This is a genomic window from Phaeodactylibacter sp. (assembly GCF_022763345.1).
GTDB lineage: Bacteria > Bacteroidota > Bacteroidia > Chitinophagales > Saprospiraceae > Phaeodactylibacter.
Genome location: NZ_JALEGS010000049.1, coordinates 63,274 through 78,913, shown reverse-complemented (window position 1 = coordinate 78,913; position 15,640 = coordinate 63,274). Strand labels below are relative to the sequence as shown.

The following is a 15,640-nucleotide window of genomic DNA, read 5'->3' as shown; positions in this document are numbered from 1 at the left end:
TTGAATTTCAAAGTACTTTATGAAAATCGTTAACCGTATTATTTTAACCCAGGTCTTTGCAGCGATGACCCTGCTCATTGGGCGCTACCTTATTGCTTTCAAGTCGCTCAGCGGCTACGCCACACTGACCAGCTTCCCAGCTTCAGGCAGTCAGGTCTTGCTCTTTTTGGGCTGGAACTTATTCCTGGCTTCCGTCCCTTACGCGCTTTCTCTACTCCTTCCACTGATAAGGCACCGCTTAGCCGGAGTATTGGTCTTAATCGCCTGGCTACTTTTCCTGCCCAACGCCCCTTACTTGATTACAGACTTGATTCATCTCAAACCCAGGCTTCCTGTCCCTTTTTGGGCAGACGGAATGGTGTTCTTCTTTTTTGCCTGGACAGGGCTGCTGCTTGGGTTAGTCTCCCTGCTGCATATTCAGCGCTACCTGGAGCAATGGTACACCACCCGGCAATCGCATTGGTGGATTGGTGGCTTTATGCTGATGAGCAGCTTCGGGCTCTTCCTGGGGCGGGTGGGCCGCTGGAATAGCTGGGAAGCAGTTACCCACCCCTCGGCTCTTTTGCAGTACAGCTTCAGCCTACTTGCAAGCCCTACAACTACGCTGATGGTTTTTATTGGGTTCTTTTCTCTGCTACAGGGATTGGGCTACGCCTTGCTCTATCATCTGACCTCCTTCAACTCTGATTCATCCTTTAAAACATCTTCTTTATGAAATGGAATGCAGCTAACCTTAAGCACCCACTCGCGAAATTGGTATTGTGGATAACCGGTGCTCTTCTTTACGTGCAACTCTTTTATGATGCCTACCTCGGGCTTAATGTGCTGGCCTTTGCGCTCATTGCTATCGGCATTGCGGCGCTGAGCTACCCTGACCTTCGGCACCAAAGTGCATCCCGCTGGCTGGCAGGGGCAATGCTCGGCAGTGCGGTGCTGGTGGCCTGGCGGAATTCGGACCTTTCCATCATGGCCTTCTTCCTCTCTTTTCTGGTTTTCACCGGGCATTTGCACCGGCGACCGCTGCGCTTCCTCTGGTTTGCCGGTATGCTGGGCATCACCAAGCTTTTGGGCAGCCCGATAGCCGCGTTGTATCAACTCATCCGCTCCTGGCAGCCCCTGGCCTGGAAACCGGCATTCCGCTGGGCGCCCTTTGCCGTCCTGCCGTTAGGGCTCGGGCTGGCTTTCGGAACGATTTACTACCACGCCAACCCACAATTCGCAGCGTTTTGGCAACGGTTCTGGCCGGGCAGCTGGCTGCAATTCAACTGGAATGTGGGCCAAATACTCCTGTTTATGATAGGCTGCTTTGTAGTTGGTGGCCTGGTCTGGCCTTCGCTGTGGGGCGATTTCCTCAAAGACTGGGAAGCCCCTTTCCGATCGGTAATGAAGCGCAAACGGGGCACACCAAAGCCGGAAGTGGGCACGCTGGGGCTCAAACGGGAGTACCAAACTGGTGTTTTCAGCCTGGCTGTGCTGAACGGGCTTCTCTTTGTAGCTAATCTGGCGGATTTGCGTTTCGTCTGGATCAGCTACGGGCAGGCCACACCGCAGGAGCTGAGTCAGTACGTCCACGAGGGCACTTATCTGTTGATTTTATCTATCCTCATGGCGATGGGGGTGTTGCTTTGGTTCTTTCGGGGCAATCTCAATTTTTTGCCGGATAATGAAAGACTGCGGTGGCTGGCTCATCTGTGGCTGGCACAAAATGCGATGCTGGTCTTATCGGTAGGGCTACGCAACTGGCAGTATGTGGCCAACTTTGGGCTGGCGTACAAGCGCCTGGGCGTATTTGGCTTCCTCATTGCCACACTGGGTGGGCTGTGGTTGGTTTACCTCAAAACGCGGGAGCAACGCACCATCTCCTTTGTGCTTCAAAAATCCGCACAACTGGCATTGGTGCTCTTGCTACTGTACAGCACTGTCAACTGGGACCGGATGATCACGCGCTACAACATCCGGCAGGCTGCCCCCGGCCAACTGGACACTGATTTCCTGACCCGCGAAGTATCTCCGGTCAACTTGCCTACCCTTTGGGAAGAGCGGCACCGCCTGCAAGTCGCTGCCGGTTGGACAGATGAACAGCTGGAGCGCAAACTAAAATCGGTTAGCAGGCGACTGAGCAGGCAGCACAAGCCTGGCTGGCGCTCCTGGAACTACACCACCTCAAGAGCTTGCCACAGCGATCCGTTTCGGGAGGTCAGGTGAGGCAATCGGAAGGGGCTTCTTCGGCCGGATTTTGCTGGTAAAGGGACCAGATTTCCGCCGGGCTAAGGGCGCGGCTGTACACCCGCAGCTCGTCGAGGACACCTCTGAACCGGCGGGCGCTGCCCTGTTGGACGCAGGGGCTGTTGCCAAAGGAAAGGGGGACTGAGTTGGAAATGTCCACACCGCTGCAGCGGAAAGCTTTCTGAGCCAGTCGGCCGTTGACGTAGGTAAAAGCACGGGTGCCCTCCCGGGTGATGGCGAAGTGCATCCAACGGGTGGTGTCGAGACCGGGGCTGAGGCCTGGATAAAACTTATGCGGGTTCTCGTGCACCAGGGTAGCAATTTCCTGAGCATTGAGGTCGAGCAAGATGTCCAGCATATTGTAATCTTCGCACTCCTCCCGCTTGGACAACAGGCTTTGCTGAAAAACCAGGTACTGTTCAGGCTTAAAATAAAAGCTGACCGTAAAGTCTGAAGTATTGAAATAACGGTTTACCGATCCTTCAAACTCCACAAAGTCGTCCACACCATCGAACAGCAGGCCGCTGCCCTCAATCCCACACCAACAGCTCGTGCTGCCGTACATCTGGCCGTGAGAGCCATTGCCCGAATCATCGCGGGCATCACAATCGTTAAAAGAGTAATAAGCCACAAGGCCCGCTTCGGGAATAGCAGGTGCATAGGGCGGCGCGGAGGCTAAAAGCCCACTCAGGAAGAAGAGTAATGCGCTATGGGTCAGGGTTTTCATAAGGCAAATTTGTTACCCCAAAAGATATGAAAATTTCAATAAAGTATTCATTAGCTCGTCTTTCCTGTGTCAGGTTTCTGCGCTGGCTACTGCCCTAAACCCTGAATTTGCTACCTTTGCAGCATGAAGAAATTATTGATCCTGGACCGCGATGGTACGCTTATCCTGGAGCCGGAAGGCTATCAGATCGACAGTCTGGAAAAACTGGATTTCTATCCCGGTGTTTTTCAGCACCTATCCCGTATTGTGAAAGAACTGGACTTCGAGCTCGTCATGATCACCAATCAGGATGGGCTGGGTACGGAGGTTTTCCCGGAGGAGACTTTCTGGCCGGCGCACCGGAAGATGATGAGCGCTTTTGAGGCCGAGGGGATCTCTTTCATTGATGTGCTGATTGACCGAAGTTTTCCGGAAGACAACGCCCCTACCCGTAAGCCACGTACCGGGCTGATGGCCCCCTATATGAACGGCGATTATGACCTGGCGAATTCTTTTGTCGTCGGCGACCGCCTGACGGATATGGAGTTGGCCAAAAATCTGGGCGCAAAGGGCATCTGGCTCAACAATCAGCCTGACCTCGGGGCCGATGAGGTGGAAGGAGACAACCGGGCCGTACATGAGGCTATTGCCCTCTCCACTACCGACTGGGGTGACATCTACCGCTTCCTGCGCCTGAGCGAACGGACCGCTAAAGTGCAACGGACCACCAAGGAAACCGACATTCTCATACAGCTCGACCTGGACGGCACGGGTAAGAGTGAGATGGATACCGGGCTGGGCTTTTTCGATCATATGCTCGACCAACTGGCCCGCCACGGTGGGCTCGACCTGGCCATCAAAGTCAGTGGCGACCTCGAAGTGGACGAGCACCATACCATAGAGGACACCGCATTGGCACTGGGCGAGGCTTTCGCCAAAGCACTGGGTGACAAACTCGGCCTGGAGCGCTACGGATACGCCCTGCCTATGGACGACTGCCTGGCGCAGGTGGCTATTGACTTCGGAGGCCGCCCATGGATCGTTTGGGAGGCGGAATTCAAGCGGGAGAAAATTGGCGACATGCCTACTGAAATGTTTTTCCACTTCTTCAAGTCCTTTTCCGATGCGGCCAAAGCCAATCTAAACATCAAAGTGGAAGGCACCAATGAGCACCACAAAATTGAAGCAATCTTCAAAGCCTGGGCGCGGGCCATCCGAATGGCGAAACGACGGGATACGGAGCATTTGCAGTTGCCAAGCACGAAAGGCGTATTATAAACCAGCCAAACTATGAAAGTAGCCATCATCGATTATAACGCCGGCAACGTCCGGTCGGTACAGTTTGCCATGCAGCGCCTGGGTATTGAAGCGCACCTTACTGGAGACGCTGCCGAAATACAAGCCGCCGACAAGGTGATCTTCCCCGGCGTAGGCGAAGCGAATACCACGATGGCCTATCTCCGGGAGCGCGGGCTGGACGAGGTCATCCGCAACCTGAAGCAGCCGGTACTGGGTATATGCCTGGGCATGCAGTTGTTGTGCCGGCATTCTGAAGAAAACGATACCGATTGCCTGGGCATTATCCCACAGGAAGTGGTGCGCTTCCGCCCAAAGCAGGGGGAGAAAATCCCCCACATGGGCTGGAACAGCATCCGCAATCTGGGCAACGGCCTGTTTAGCCCCGGGCTGGAAGGCGAGTACGTCTACTTTGTGCACAGCTACTACGTAGAGCGGGGGCCTTACACCACTGCGACTACCGAGCACGTACTGCCCTTCAGCTCCGCATTGCAAAAAGACAACTTCTACGCCACTCAGTTCCACCCGGAAAAATCGGGTAAGGTAGGCGAAGCCATTCTCAAGCACTTTATCCAACTTTAGTATGCACCCCATCCCCGCCATCGACATTATTGAAGGCAAATGCGTGCGCCTGACACAGGGCGACTACGACCGCAAGAAAGTTTATAACGAAGATCCGCTGGAAGTAGCGAAAGCTTACGAAGCACATGGCCTGCAGCGTCTGCACCTGGTCGACCTCGACGGCGCTAAAGCCAAGCAGATCGTCAACTACAAGGTACTGGAAACACTGGCGACGAAGACCCACCTGCATATCGACTTCGGCGGCGGGCTGAAGTCAGATGAAGACCTGAGGGTAGCCTTTGATAGCGGTGCTAAGCAAGTTACCGGTGGTACCATAGCCGTGAAACAGCCGGCGGTATTCGAAGCCTGGCTGCAGCGCTTTGGGGCAGAGCGCATCATACTGGGCTCCGATGTAAAGGACGGGAAAATTGCCGTCAGTGGCTGGCAGGAGCAAAGCGAACAGGAACTATTCCCTTTCCTGGAAAGCTACATCGCGAAAGGCATCAGGTACACCATCTGCACCGATGTCTCCAAGGATGGCTTGCTCGAAGGCACCGCCCTGCCTTTGTACAAGGATATCCGCTCAGAATTCACCGGTTTGCAGCTCATTGCCAGCGGCGGCATCAGCAGCCTGGACGAGCTGGACGAGCTCCGGGACATTGGCTGTTTTGGTGCCATTATTGGCAAAGCCATCTATGAAAATAAGATTTCACTGCAGGAGTTGGAGCAGTGGGTGCTGAAGAGCTGAATTACATCCAAGTTACCTTCTCTTCAATCGCCCCCCGTTTGCCAGGCAGTTCCGGCAGATTGTGATAACCCATGTAGAACAGCCCCAGGCAACGTTCTCCTTCCTTCAGGTTGAGGAATTCGCGATCTTGCTGCAGGGCTTTGGCAGAGCTCCAGTAGCTACCGATGCCATGTGCCGTACAGGTCAGCCACATATTCTGAACTGCGCAGGCTACCGCAGCGATTTCTTCCCACTCCGGCACACTTTCCTCCGGGTCACGTTGCATGCAGATGGCAATCACACAACCGGAGCGCAGTGGCTTTTGCAGGTTCTTTTCGTACTTCCGCTCAGAGAACAACGCTCCCTGCGCTTTCATTTTGTACAATTCAGCCAGCCGCTCACCCAGCCGCGCACGGGAGTCGCCGGTGAATACGCGGAAGCGCCAGGGCTCCGTAAAGCGGTGGGTAGGCGCCCAGTTGGCATTTTCCAGTACCTCCTCAATGATAGCCTTTGGAATAGGCTTATCAATATAGGTTTTAGGAAAAATCGCCCGGCGGCGGCGGATCAGCTCAGTGGTTTGTTCAGGCGTAAAACTCATGTGGTCCTTTTCGTTTTTTGAATAGACACCTAAAGCGGCCCTTTTGTTTCCACTGCCCGGTACTGAAAAAAACGTACTTTTGCCGCTCAACCATAGGACTGTACCGTGAGCAACCCTGTCAGGATTTCTGGTGTTATTATTACGCTAAACGAAGCGAGGCATATCCGCGGTTGCATCGAATCGATGCTGCCGGTGGTGGACGAGGTCGTGGTGGTCGACTCTTTCAGTACGGATGAGACCCCGGCCATTTGCCAGGAACTCGGCGTGCGGTTTTTGCAGCACCCGTTCGAAGGGCATATTGAGCAAAAAAACTACGCCATGCGGCAGGCGAAGTACGACTACGTTCTTTCGCTAGATGCCGATGAGCGGGTTTCAGATGCAATGACTGAGGCTATCCTGAACGTGAAACAGAACTGGGCTACCGATGGCTACGCCTTCAACCGCTTGAACAACTACTGCGGACATTGGCTGCGCTACGCCTGGTACCCTGACCGCAAAACCCGGCTTTGGGACCGGCGGCAGGGGCAGTGGGGCGGCACTAATCCCCACGACAGGGTGGAAGTCAAGGGGAGCGTTGTTACGCTAAAAGGCGACCTCTTGCACTACCCCTACGCTACCGTCGATGAGCATTTTGAACAAAACCGGAAGTTCGCGGTCATTGCGGCTCAATCGAAATTTGCGAAGGGCCGGCGGGTGAACTTTCTGGTTGATGTAGTACTGGGGCCCTGGTTTAAGTTCATCAAGCTCTTTGTGCTCAAGCGTGGCTTTCTGGACGGCTACTATGGCTTCATATTCAGTGCCCTCGCCTCGTACGTCAATTTTATGAAATACCTCAAGCTTTGGGAACTCAACCGACATGAAGAACGCTAACGACCAACTGCACATCACGGTCATTATGGCCACTTACAATATGCCGGACTGGCTGGAGAAAGTCCTCTGCGGGTACGAACAGCAGACGTATACCAACTTTGACGTCATTGTAGCCGATGATGGCTCCGGGCCGGAAACTCAGGCGGTCATAGACCGATGCCAGGAACGGGGCCAACTGCAACTGACCCACCTCTGGCACGAAGACGAAGGCTACCGCCGCCAGACCATTCTCAACAAAGCCATTGTGGCGGCGCAAGGGCCTTACATTCTTTTTACAGATGGGGATTGCATCCCACGGGCGGATTTTGTCGCTTTCCACGCGGCACATGCGGAGCCTGGGCGTTTCCTTTCCGGCGGGTATTGCAAGCTGCCCATGCCGACCAGTGAGGCGATTGAGCAGGCCGATATCAAATCACAGGATTGCTTTGATCCTGAATGGCTGAAAAGCAGGGGGCTGAACGGAGGGTCTCAGCTCCGCAAACTCTCCGCTTCGCCAGGCTGGGGGAAATTCCTCGATGCTGTTACACCAACCGGAGCTACCTTTAACAACTGTAATACTTCTGCCTGGAAAGCGGACCTGCTGGCTGTGAACGGCTACGACGAACGCATGCGCTACGGTGGGCCTGACCGGGAAATCGGGGAAAGGCTGGAAAATATGGGCATTAAAGGGAAACAGGTTCGCCACCGGGCAGTTGTCGTCCACCTTGATCATGCGAGAGGGTACAAAACGAAGGAAAGCCTGGACAAAAACTTGGCCATTCGCGCGCATACCCGGAAGTCGAAAGTAGTGCGTACACCTTTTGGGATCGAAAAAGCCGAAGGTTAAACTTTACGCTCTAGCACTTTGAAGGTGTAAGCATGGGGATTTTTCTCATCCGGCTGATGGGCCTCACTGTACACTTCGGACCAAATGGCAGCGTTCACCTCGGGGAAGAAGACCTCCCCACCTTCTACTGTAGTATCCACTTCCGTCAGGTAAAGCCGGTCGATGATAGGCATAGCTTGCTCGTAAATCGTACCGCCTCCGATGATAAAAGCTTCGTCCTCTCCGTTGTTGCGCGCAAGGTCAATGGCTTCCTGAAGACTCCCCGCCACCAGGCAATTGGATGCAACAAAGAAAGGGTTACGGGTTACGATAATATTCGTGCGCTTTGGCAAAGGACGGCCGATAGACTCAAAGGTCTTGCGCCCCATAATAATATGGTGATTGAGCGTACGGCGCTTGAAGTACTTCAGGTCCGCCGGCAGGTGCCAGGGAATGTCATCGTCTTTTCCAATAACGCTGTTTTTATCAATGGCTACAATAGCAGATAAAGTCATACCACGGTTTCATTTAAGGTAGTTCCGGCAGGAGATTGGCATCCAGCATGCGCTTTTCCAGCCATTTGCGATTGTCGCTGATGGAGTCTGTCATGTACTTTTCGATCATCAGGCTGGCAATAGGTGCTGCGTAGGTACCGCCGAAGCCAGAGTTCTCCACATAAACAACGATAGCAATCTTCGGATCTTTTTTGGGTGCGAAAGCAAAGAATACCGAGTGGTCTTCACCGTGGGGGTTCTCGGCCGTGCCGGTTTTGCCACAGACCGGGATATCCGGGATATAGGCCATGCGTGCCGTACCGGAGATTGTTACTTTTTCCATGCCGTTGGCAATGATCTCAAAGTAAGCGCTGTCAATTCCAACGTAATTGCGCTTGGTGAAACGGTCAGGAATAGGCACATCAACGCCTGCGCCCCGGTACCCTCTGACCAGGTGAGGGGTTACGTAGAAACCCCGGTTAGCAATGGTAGCCGCTACATTAGCCATTTGCAGGTTGGTCATTTGCAGCTCACCCTGACCAATACCCAGGGAGCGGATCCAAACGGAGTTCCAGCGCTGGCCTTGCTGTTGTTTGTTGAAGTAATCGGTGTAGAACTGTGTGGTAGGATAGAACCCGCTTTGCTCTCTTGGCAGGTCGACCCCCAGTGGCTTGCCCAGGCCAAACTTATCGAGGTAACTGTTGAAAAGATCAAGCCCCTTTTCCGGATTACGAAACCCTCCAGGCCCATCCACAATCTCACGGAAAGCGGTAACAAAATAGGCATTGCAGGAATGCTGAATCCCCATTTCCACATTGAGGCAGGTAGGGTGTCCGTGGCAGCCCGTCAGCCGCATCCCATTAAAGTAGTAAGCGCCGGAGCAGGAGATGGTACGGTTAGGGTCCAGATAGCCCTCCTGCATACCAACCAAAGCCACGATGGTCTTAAACAGAGACCCCGGCGGATACTGCCCCATGATGCTACGGTCGAACAGGGGCTGCGTCTTATCTATTGAAAGGCGGCCATAGGGGTTGCCCTTGCCGTGCCCGATAGCGAGCAGGTTGGGATTGTAATTTGGTGAACTGATCATAGCCAGTACCTCCCCGGTGGCAGGCTCAAGGGCGACTACCGCACCTATTTTATTTTCCATCAACAGCTCGCCGTACGCTTGCAAATCAAGATCAATGGTTGTAATCAGGTCCTTGCCAAAAACGGCGTCTACATCAAGTTTGCCGTCTTTATAAGGCCCTACTTCACGCCCAAGATTGTCCTTTAAGATCAGGGAAATGCCCTTCTCACCCCGCAGGGTATCTTCGTAGGAAAGCTCCAGGCCACTTTTGCCCAGGTAGTCCCGGGGCTCGTATTTGCCGTTAGAGAGTTTTATGTCGTTTTGATCTGCTTCCCGGATGTAGCCGAGCACATGACAGGCGTTGTCGTGCGGATAGCCCCGGGCGTGGCGCAGGCGTGGCGAAAAGCCTGGGAACTGGTAGAGGCGTTCTTCCAAAGCGGCGAACTGGGTTGCGGACAACTGCGTGAGAAACGGGAAAGGGACGGATTTGGAATACCTTGGGTCCCGCCAGTCTTTGTCGAGGGCCTCCTCAAAGTAAGGGCGCTCTATGCCAAGCAATTCGCAGAAGGCAGCCGTGTCCATATCCTCATTCAGCTGATTGTACGTAACCATGAGGTCATACATGGGTACGTTGTAGACCAGGATCTCACCATCGCGGTCATAAATGGTGCCCCGTGCCGGATAGATAACCTGTTCGTCGATAGCTGTGGCATCCGGGTTTTCCTTGTAAGTAGAGTCTAGTATCTGTAGCTGGAAGGCACGATAGATTAGCCCGAATGCCGCCAAAACAAAGAGGCTCCGTATAATGTATTGCCGTCTGCTAAATGTATCTGCCACTTCAAAAATAATTTCAGTGAACTATAAACGCTAAGAAACCGGGTTAACGTTTAGGCATGAAGATAAAAACAAAGATTAAGACTGCCGCCATAGAGGAGACAAAGGTGAAAAAGGTACGCAAAAGTATGCCGAGGATATAAATGGGAGAAAAGGCATCAACACTAAAATAAACCAGTAGGTGGATCCCCATCAGGGACGCTGAGTATTTTAGAAACCAGTTCATGCCGAGGTCCCCCGGAGTAGGCTTTGCATTGAGTTTGTACCCCTCCCGGGGCTCATAAAGGCTTAGGAAAAGTGCCCGGGCGTACCCCGTAGCCGTTAAAGCCGCAGCATGGACGCCCAAAGAATCGTAAAACAGGTCCACGCCGATCCCCATCAGAAAAGAAAGCAGCAAAACACCGGTACGTGGAGTCTGCAATGGCAGCAGCAAAATGAACAATGGATAAAGGAAGATATTGATATACAGGCTGCCGGTCACCCATCCATCAGAGATTCGCTTTAAGAAAAGCCCCTGAAGCGCCAGCAGGACAAAAAACCGTATAATATTCCAAATGACCGTATTATTCATTGACCGCTTCGTCTAATTCCTTATGCTCTTTCCACATCTCATTCTCAATGACGTAGACATAGCGTAACTTATTCAGGTCATTGCGCAGCATAACCTGTATGTTGTAAAAATTCCCTCCTCCCGAAAAATCAAAAGACTTAACGGTACCAACCGGCAGCCCCTGTGGGAACAGCTGGGAATATCCGCTGGTGACGACCGTATCGCCTTCTGCCACCACTGCATGCTTAGGGATGGCTTCCAGCTGCATCAGGCGGGCGTTTTTGCCATTCCAGGTAAGTGTCCCAAAGTAGCCCGAGCGGGAAAGGGCCGCTTTGATGCGGGTCTCCCGGTGCAGCAGCGACATCACCTGGCTAAAATGGGGGGTTACGACTCTGACCACTCCAACGATACCATCTGAAGAAATGACGCCCATATTAGGCCGGACTCCATGATTAGAGCCTTTATCGAGGCGCAGGTAATTGGCCGTACCTATGGTAGAGTTGCTGATGACGTTGGCGGGGATATAGGTAAAGAGCTGCTCTGTGGAATCTCTCCTAAAGGTATCCTGCCGCACGGTATTGGAATACTTGGCGTTGTCCAGTTGCTCCATGAGGCGTATGTTTTCGCCTTGCAGTTTGATCATTTCATCGCGTAACGCCCACTGCTCTCCCAGCCAATCCGCAGACTGATCCAGTCCGGCAGTAGCGATGCCCAAGGAGTTATCCCAGATCGCGCCCTGCCGTTGATTGAAGCTGACCACCAGAATAAGGGCAAGCAGCTCCAGGAAACCAAAAAGCAGGAAGTTCCCATAGGCTGCAAAAAGCTGCAATAGGCCTCTCATGGCTGGCGGTTGATTTTAAAAATTCAGTGATTGTGGTCTTCCTACACGCTCTTCCGGTCAATCAGGAAAGAAAAACGGTCGGTATTCTTCAGCGCTATGCCTGTACCGTGCACTACTGCACGGAGCGGGTCATCAGCAACGTGCACCTTGAGCTTCGTTTTCTGAGCAATACGTTTGTCCAGCCCGCGGATCAGCGCACCACCGCCCGTCAGATAGATTCCGGTACGGTAAATATCGGATGCAAGTTCAGGTGGCGTTGTTTCCAGTGCTTTCAGAATGGCATCCTCAATTTTTGAGATGGACTTGTCGAGGGAGTGAGCGATCTCGCTGTAAGAAATCATGATCTGTTTGGGAATGCCTGTCATCAGGTCCCGCCCGTTTACTGCGTAGTCTTCGGGTGGGTTCTCCAGTTCATGCAGTGCAGAACCAACGTTTATCTTGATTTGTTCTGCTGTACGCTCCCCGATGAGGATATTATGCTGCCGCTTCATGTAGCTCATGATATCACTGGTGAATTCATCTCCGGCAATACGGATGGACTGGTCACAGACGATACCGGAGAGAGCAATCACCGCGATTTCGGTGGTACCGCCGCCTATGTCGATGATCATATTTCCGACAGGCTCCTCCACATCCAAACCGATACCCAACGCAGCCGCCATGGGCTCGTGAATCAGGTAGGTTTCTTTGGAGTCGACGTGGTCTGCTGAATCAAATACCGCACGCTTTTCCACTTCTGTGATACCCGATGGAATGCAAATCACCATCTTCATGTGGGTAAAGAAGCGGCGGCGGCGGCCGATCATATTGATCATGCCTTCGATCATATCCTCCGCAGCCTGGAAGTCGGCAATAACGCCATCTTTAAGGGGGCGGATCGTCTTTATATCTTCGTGTGTTTTTTCGTGCATCTGCATCGCCTTATTGCCAACAGCAATAGGCTCACCGGTACGGCGGTTCTTTGCAACAATAGAGGGCTCATCCACGACGATTTTACCGTCCTGAATGATAAGTGTATTGGCAGTACCAAGGTCAATAGCAAGTTCTTGGGTAAAAAAGCTGAAGAGTTTCATTAAAACCTTTGTCCTGGTTAATAGTATCGTGTTTCGAACATGGTGTCGGTACGCCTTATCTGGCAGCATAGGTTTTCCCGGCTACATTCAAGGCTCTACAGGAACGGAAATTAGCAATTTTTCCTATATCTGGGGTATGGTTTTCAAAAAATAAATTGCCTGCCGGGCTTTCTTTTTTATCAAAAAAGGGCTGATTGCAGCCTGCCCGGCCGGATTCCTGCTGCTGTAAGCTTTACCGACTCGCAAAACAACGCATTTTTTTGGTCAATAAGAAGAATTTAAGGGCAAATTAAATGGGCTAAGGGCCAACGATGACCTGCCACAGGTCTGCTTTGTTGAGGTACTTTTGAGCCAGGCCCTGAAGGGCTGCAGCGTCAATGTTTTGTACCGTTGCCACCAACTCGTCGAAGGTGCCCAGAGGGAGCCCGTCCAGCACCAATGTCCGGATGACTTCCGAAACGTTGAACGGACCATCCAGCATGGTCAAAAAGTTGCCCAGCAAAAAATTCCGGACCATCTTCAGTTCTTCTTCATCGACCATAGTCTCCTGCAGTATTTTCATTTCCCGTTCAATTTCCCGAAGGGTGGGTTCCACATACTCCGGACTGACCTCCGTGCCGATGAGCAGGGAACCATCGTACCGCATGGTTTCCAACATACTATAAATGTTGTAGGTGTAGCCTTTTTCTTCCCGTATGTTGGTCATCAGGCGGGAGCCGAAATAGCCGCCCAGTAAAGTATTGAGCACATATAGCCCGTAAAAATCCTTGTGGTGCCTGCTGCCCGCTCTCCTTCCCAAGCGAACAGCTGATTGTAGCGTATCAGGACGGCGCTCAAAGGTAGACTTAGGCTTTCCATCCGGGGCTGGGATACGGGGCTCCGGCTTTTCTCCGGGGCTCAGGGCGGCGCTCAGGGCTTTGTTCAGCAACTGTGTTACCTCCTTTGTTACCCGCCCACTGATAAACACCAGACAGTTGGAAGCATTGTAAAGCCTTTGATGATGCTGCCTCAGGTCTGCTGGATTTAGGGCTTGGTAGGCCTCATCAGTGCTGTTGTAACCATAAGGATGAGTACTGCCAAAAATCTGCTCCGTAATAAGTCGATACGCCAGGGTGTCATTCTTCGCCAGATCAACAGACAGCCGGCGCTGATTGCGCTTGACGTAAGCCTCCAGGTCCTGCTCTTTAAAAGCCGGGCTGCTAAGCATGTCCTGCACTATGGGCAGGGTATCGGCAAAATGCTTGTTGAGGCTGTACAGCACCATACTTGAGGTATCCAGGTTGAATGGCAGGCTGAGCGTTGCGCCATAGAAGTCCATGGCTTCCGCAATCTGGGCAGCGGTGTAGTGCCGCGTCCCCTCGCGCAGTAAGCTCGATGTGGCACGGGCGACCAATTGTTTGTCTTCGTAGGTTCGCCCTGCAAAAAAAACCAGCTCCATGCGGATGACTTCCTGTGTTCCCATATTGGTGACGTAAACAGGTATGCCGTTGTCCAGGTGGAAAATTTCAGGTTTAGGCAAATGCAGGGTTTGGATATCTTTGATAACAGGCGGCTGTGATCGGTCAGGCATAGATTTTTTATTCAAGGAGTCAAAAAGCAACAATTCAACTTATTAACAGTCTGTTGGTTATTCGATAGTACGAAAATGAGCAAAAAAAATTACTTTTGTTTGCTATAGCGCTTGCAAGCCGACTGTAAATAAAGCATTCCGGTACAACATAAAAAGGCAAGCCTCCAGATTCAACAATCATCAAACCCTAGCGGATATACCTATGAAGTTTAGCGTTTCCTCATCAGAATTGCTCAAGCGCCTGCAAATCGCAGGTGGTGCTATTGGCTCTAACCCGGTGTTGCCAATCCTGGAAGACTTTCTCTTCACCATCGACAACAACAAGCTCCAAATTGCGGCAACCGACCTGGAAACGTCCATCACCACTGAAATCGAAGTGATGGCCGATGCAGATGGCAAGGTGGCCGTACCTGCTAAAATCCTGCTGGAAACCCTAAAGGCGCTTCCACAACAGCCGATCACCTTCACAGTAAACGATGAGAACTTCGGCATTGAAATCACCTCTGCCTATGGCAAGTATAAGCTTGCGGGTGAGGACGGACAGGATTTCCCAAGCATACCGCAACCGGATTCAGTTGATAAAATTTCTATGCCAGGCGGCTCCCTGACGCACGGCATTACCAAGACTATTTTTGCAGCGAGCAACGATGAGCTGCGCCCGGCTATGACCGGCGTGTACTTTCAGGTCGACTTCAACAAACTAATCCTGGTCGCTACAGACGCCCACAAACTGGTGAAGTATACTTTCAATGAAATTGGTGGCGAGGTTTCCACTTCTTTCATCGTTCCCAAAAAAGCCCTGAACCTGCTCAAAGGCAGCCTTCCGGAAAATGAAGACATTGACATTGCCTTTAATAATGCCAATGCCTTTTTCTCGTTTGGAGACACACAGCTGGTCTGCCGCCTTATCGATGCGCGGTACCCGGACTACAACGCGGTAATCCCCGTAGATAATCCAAATACACTGAGCCTGTCACGATCGGATTTCCAAAACTCTCTCAAGCGGATTGCCATCTACGCCAATAAAACAACCAACCAGGTTATCCTGAATATCAATGACGGCAGCCTGACGATCTCTGCTCAGGACCTCGACTTTTCCAATGAAGCTACGGAACAACTTGCCTGCACCTACGAAGGTGAGCCGCTGACAATCGGCTTTAATGCCAAATTCCTGGTGGAAATGCTCGGCGTACTGGAAAGTGATGAAGTGAAAATTGAACTCTCCACTTCCACCCGCGCTGGCATTATGGTGCCTGCGGAAGAAACCGAGGGCGAAGAAATCCTGATGCTGGTCATGCCGGTGATGCTGAGCAACTAAATTCCTGATGCTCTCAAGGCGAGCTATTGTTCAGCAATGGCTCGCCTTTGTTTTTGCAGGGCCTCAGATATTTGCCTGGCCTGAAGCGATCCTAACCCACAA

Annotated in this window: 16 protein-coding genes; 8 read left to right on the top strand and 8 right to left on the bottom strand. The window is 52.3% G+C overall.

Going from position 1 to position 15,640, the window contains the following annotated elements; translation table 11 throughout:
• Positions 1 to 19 precede the first annotated feature (19 nt).
• Positions 20 to 715: a DUF1361 domain-containing protein gene (locus MRY86_RS13020; protein WP_293565104.1), complete on the top strand. Its 696-nt coding sequence runs from the start codon at positions 20 to 22 to the stop codon at positions 713 to 715.
• A complete protein-coding gene (locus tag MRY86_RS13015) occupies positions 712 to 2,205 on the top strand; it encodes a DUF4173 domain-containing protein (protein ID WP_293565106.1) in 1,494 nt (497 codons plus the stop codon). The genes MRY86_RS13020 and MRY86_RS13015 overlap by 4 nt, the downstream gene beginning before the upstream one ends.
• Here MRY86_RS13015 and MRY86_RS13010 read toward each other — a convergent pair.
• Positions 2,198 to 2,953 carry a LamG domain-containing protein gene (locus MRY86_RS13010; protein WP_293565108.1) on the bottom strand — a complete coding sequence of 252 codons (756 nt, stop codon included), beginning with the start codon at positions 2,951 to 2,953 and terminating at the stop codon, positions 2,198 to 2,200. The two genes, MRY86_RS13015 and MRY86_RS13010, sit on opposite strands and share 8 nt — an antisense overlap.
• Before the next feature lie 123 nt (positions 2,954 to 3,076).
• Between MRY86_RS13010 and hisB the strand changes: the two genes are divergently transcribed.
• From hisB to hisA, 3 genes are read left to right on the top strand one after another with little or no spacing between them, the layout of a single operon-like run.
• Entirely contained in the window at positions 3,077 to 4,210 is a 1,134-nt protein-coding gene (gene hisB, locus MRY86_RS13005) for a bifunctional histidinol-phosphatase/imidazoleglycerol-phosphate dehydratase HisB (RefSeq protein ID WP_293565110.1), read from the top strand.
• A 12-nt stretch (positions 4,211 to 4,222) separates the two neighbouring features.
• On the top strand, positions 4,223 to 4,810 hold the full coding sequence (gene hisH / locus MRY86_RS13000; protein ID WP_293565112.1) for an imidazole glycerol phosphate synthase subunit HisH: 588 nt from the start codon (positions 4,223 to 4,225) through the stop codon (positions 4,808 to 4,810).
• 1 nt (position 4,811) lies between these two features.
• The gene (gene hisA, locus MRY86_RS12995; RefSeq protein WP_293565114.1) at positions 4,812 to 5,537 is read left to right on the top strand and encodes a 1-(5-phosphoribosyl)-5-[(5-phosphoribosylamino)methylideneamino]imidazole-4-carboxamide isomerase; all 726 of its coding nucleotides are present in this window, start codon (positions 4,812 to 4,814) and stop codon (positions 5,535 to 5,537) included.
• Between the two features lies 1 nt (position 5,538).
• On the opposite strand, the gene MRY86_RS12990 is transcribed toward hisA, so the two are convergent.
• Positions 5,539 to 6,114 (bottom strand): nitroreductase, encoded by a 576-nt coding sequence (locus MRY86_RS12990; RefSeq protein ID WP_293565116.1) that lies wholly within the window; start codon positions 6,112 to 6,114, stop codon positions 5,539 to 5,541.
• A 105-nt stretch (positions 6,115 to 6,219) separates the two neighbouring features.
• Here MRY86_RS12990 and MRY86_RS12985 point away from each other — a divergent pair, with 105 nt between their 5' ends.
• Complete coding sequence (locus MRY86_RS12985; protein ID WP_293565118.1) at positions 6,220 to 6,984, top strand: glycosyltransferase family 2 protein; 765 nt, start codon at positions 6,220 to 6,222, stop codon at positions 6,982 to 6,984.
• The gene (locus tag MRY86_RS12980) at positions 6,971 to 7,810 is read left to right on the top strand and encodes a glycosyltransferase family 2 protein (protein WP_293565120.1); all 840 of its coding nucleotides are present in this window, start codon (positions 6,971 to 6,973) and stop codon (positions 7,808 to 7,810) included. The genes MRY86_RS12985 and MRY86_RS12980 overlap by 14 nt, the downstream gene beginning before the upstream one ends.
• Here MRY86_RS12980 and MRY86_RS12975 read toward each other — a convergent pair.
• The 6 genes from MRY86_RS12975 to MRY86_RS12950 form a co-directional block, all read right to left on the bottom strand.
• Positions 7,807 to 8,304 carry a dihydrofolate reductase gene (locus tag MRY86_RS12975; RefSeq protein ID WP_293565121.1) on the bottom strand — a complete coding sequence of 166 codons (498 nt, stop codon included), beginning with the start codon at positions 8,302 to 8,304 and terminating at the stop codon, positions 7,807 to 7,809. The genes MRY86_RS12980 and MRY86_RS12975 overlap by 4 nt on opposite strands.
• A 13-nt stretch (positions 8,305 to 8,317) precedes the next feature.
• Positions 8,318 to 10,189 carry a penicillin-binding protein 2 gene (gene mrdA / locus MRY86_RS12970; protein WP_293565123.1) on the bottom strand — a complete coding sequence of 624 codons (1,872 nt, stop codon included), beginning with the start codon at positions 10,187 to 10,189 and terminating at the stop codon, positions 8,318 to 8,320.
• A gap of 43 nt (positions 10,190 to 10,232) precedes the next feature.
• Positions 10,233 to 10,757 (bottom strand): hypothetical protein, encoded by a 525-nt coding sequence (locus tag MRY86_RS12965; protein ID WP_293565125.1) that lies wholly within the window; start codon positions 10,755 to 10,757, stop codon positions 10,233 to 10,235.
• Entirely contained in the window at positions 10,750 to 11,577 is an 828-nt protein-coding gene (mreC, locus tag MRY86_RS12960) for a rod shape-determining protein MreC (RefSeq protein ID WP_293565127.1), read from the bottom strand. Before mreC ends, MRY86_RS12965 begins: the two co-directional genes overlap by 8 nt.
• A gap of 41 nt (positions 11,578 to 11,618) precedes the next feature.
• Positions 11,619 to 12,650 (bottom strand): rod shape-determining protein, encoded by a 1,032-nt coding sequence (locus MRY86_RS12955; RefSeq protein ID WP_293565129.1) that lies wholly within the window; start codon positions 12,648 to 12,650, stop codon positions 11,619 to 11,621.
• A gap of 298 nt (positions 12,651 to 12,948) precedes the next feature.
• Positions 12,949 to 14,220 (bottom strand): pitrilysin family protein, encoded by a 1,272-nt coding sequence (locus MRY86_RS12950; protein WP_293565130.1) that lies wholly within the window; start codon positions 14,218 to 14,220, stop codon positions 12,949 to 12,951.
• A 202-nt stretch (positions 14,221 to 14,422) separates the two neighbouring features.
• Here MRY86_RS12950 and dnaN point away from each other — a divergent pair, with 202 nt between their 5' ends.
• Complete coding sequence (gene dnaN, locus MRY86_RS12945; protein WP_293565131.1) at positions 14,423 to 15,538, top strand: DNA polymerase III subunit beta; 1,116 nt, start codon at positions 14,423 to 14,425, stop codon at positions 15,536 to 15,538.
• Positions 15,539 to 15,640 lie beyond the last annotated feature (102 nt).